Origin of the sequence: Delftia acidovorans NBRC 14950, assembly GCF_001598795.1 — a bacterium.
GTDB classification, from domain to species: Bacteria; Pseudomonadota; Gammaproteobacteria; order Burkholderiales; family Burkholderiaceae_C; genus Comamonas; species Comamonas acidovorans.
In genome coordinates, this window is record NZ_BCZP01000075.1 from 1 (window position 1) to 1,171 (window position 1,171).

Genomic DNA, 1,171 nt, shown 5'->3' on the forward strand with positions numbered 1-1,171 from the left:
TCTCTCAATCCCCCAGCACTTCGGCCGGCGTGGGCTCCTATGCCCAGGCCCGGCTTGTACGAAAGGCCCAGCCATGAACACCAACCACGCCATTCCCTGCGGCTTTGTTTACGACCTGGCGCTGCGCCGCCGCGCCGACGACGCGCTGGTGCACCGCGAGCGCCTGCACAACCGCGTGCCAGGCGAAGGCCTGGACCTGATCGCAAACGCCTGTTTCAAGGGCGCGGCCATGCCGGCCAACCTGTTCATCGGGCTCTGGTCCGGCTCCTATGTGCCCAACGGCACCGAGACGGCCGCCACGTTGCCCACGCTGGTGACCGAGGTCACGCAGTACGACGGCACGACGCGCAAGGCCTGGGTGCCGGGCAACGTCTCGGCCGGCGGCGTGAGCAACGAGCTGAGCTTGGCGCGGTTCAGCTTCACCGGTATGCAGACCGTCAATGGCGTGTTCGTGAGCAGCAGCTCGGGCAAGGGCTCGGACACCGGCGCGCTGCTGTCCATCGTGCGCCTGCCCGTGGCGCGTGCCGTCGATCCCGCCTTCTACCTGGAGATCCTGGCGGGCTTCCAGTTCATCTCCGTTTCCTGATCCACCGCTTCCTGACTTTTTCGAGGACCACCACCATGACCACCAAAGCCTCTACCGGCCTTCGCAATCACATGCTCGCCACGGGCTCGCTCAAGGCGGCCCTGGATGGCGGCTTCCTGGATATTTACGGCTGCCCCGAGTCGTCGATTCCGTTGACCGCGGATGCAGCCATCGACCCGGCGGTGCACAAGCTGCTGGCCCGGATCTACAGCGACGGCACCTCCGCTGGCCTGACCCTCGCCCTGGCCGCCGCCGACGGCTTCATCGAGAAGCTGGCCTCGCAGACCTGGTCTGGCACTGTCATCGAGACGGGCACTGCGCGGTTCTTCCGCTTTACCGCTGCCGGTGATACCGGAGCGGCTTCCACGACCCAGCCCCGCCTGCAGGGCACCGTGGCGCGCGCGGGCGCCGACCTGAACATCACCAGCGTGGATCTGGCGGTTGGCGCGCCCCAGGCCGTCAACTTCTTCTCCATCGCGCTGCCGGCGTTCTGATCGGGGCGCGGGCATGGCTGCTGGAACGCTCGTCTACGAGGCCGGGGCCCTGGTGCCCCAGGCCGACGTGCTCGTGGCCGTGGTGGCTGCC

Annotated in this window: 2 protein-coding genes; both read left to right on the forward strand. The window is 67.8% G+C overall.

What is annotated here, in order from left to right; genetic code table 11:
• Nucleotides 1–73 precede the first annotated feature (73 nt).
• The gene (locus tag DA1_RS29300) at nt 74–586 is read left to right on the forward strand and encodes a hypothetical protein (RefSeq protein WP_034394449.1); all 513 of its coding nucleotides are present in this window, start codon (nt 74–76) and stop codon (nt 584–586) included.
• 35 nt (nt 587–621) lie between these two features.
• A complete protein-coding gene (locus tag DA1_RS29305; protein WP_080736913.1) occupies nt 622–1,080 on the forward strand; it encodes a hypothetical protein in 459 nt (152 codons plus the stop codon).
• Nucleotides 1,081–1,171 lie beyond the last annotated feature (91 nt).

Bases quoted from the DNA above. Each gene is read 5' to 3' on its own strand.
- DA1_RS29300 (WP_034394449.1), top strand. From the start codon at position 74: ATGAACACCAACCACGCCATTCCCTGCGGCTTTGTTTACGACCTGGCG.
- DA1_RS29305 (WP_080736913.1), top strand. From the start codon at position 622: ATGACCACCAAAGCCTCTACCGGCCTTCGCAATCACATGCTCGCCACG.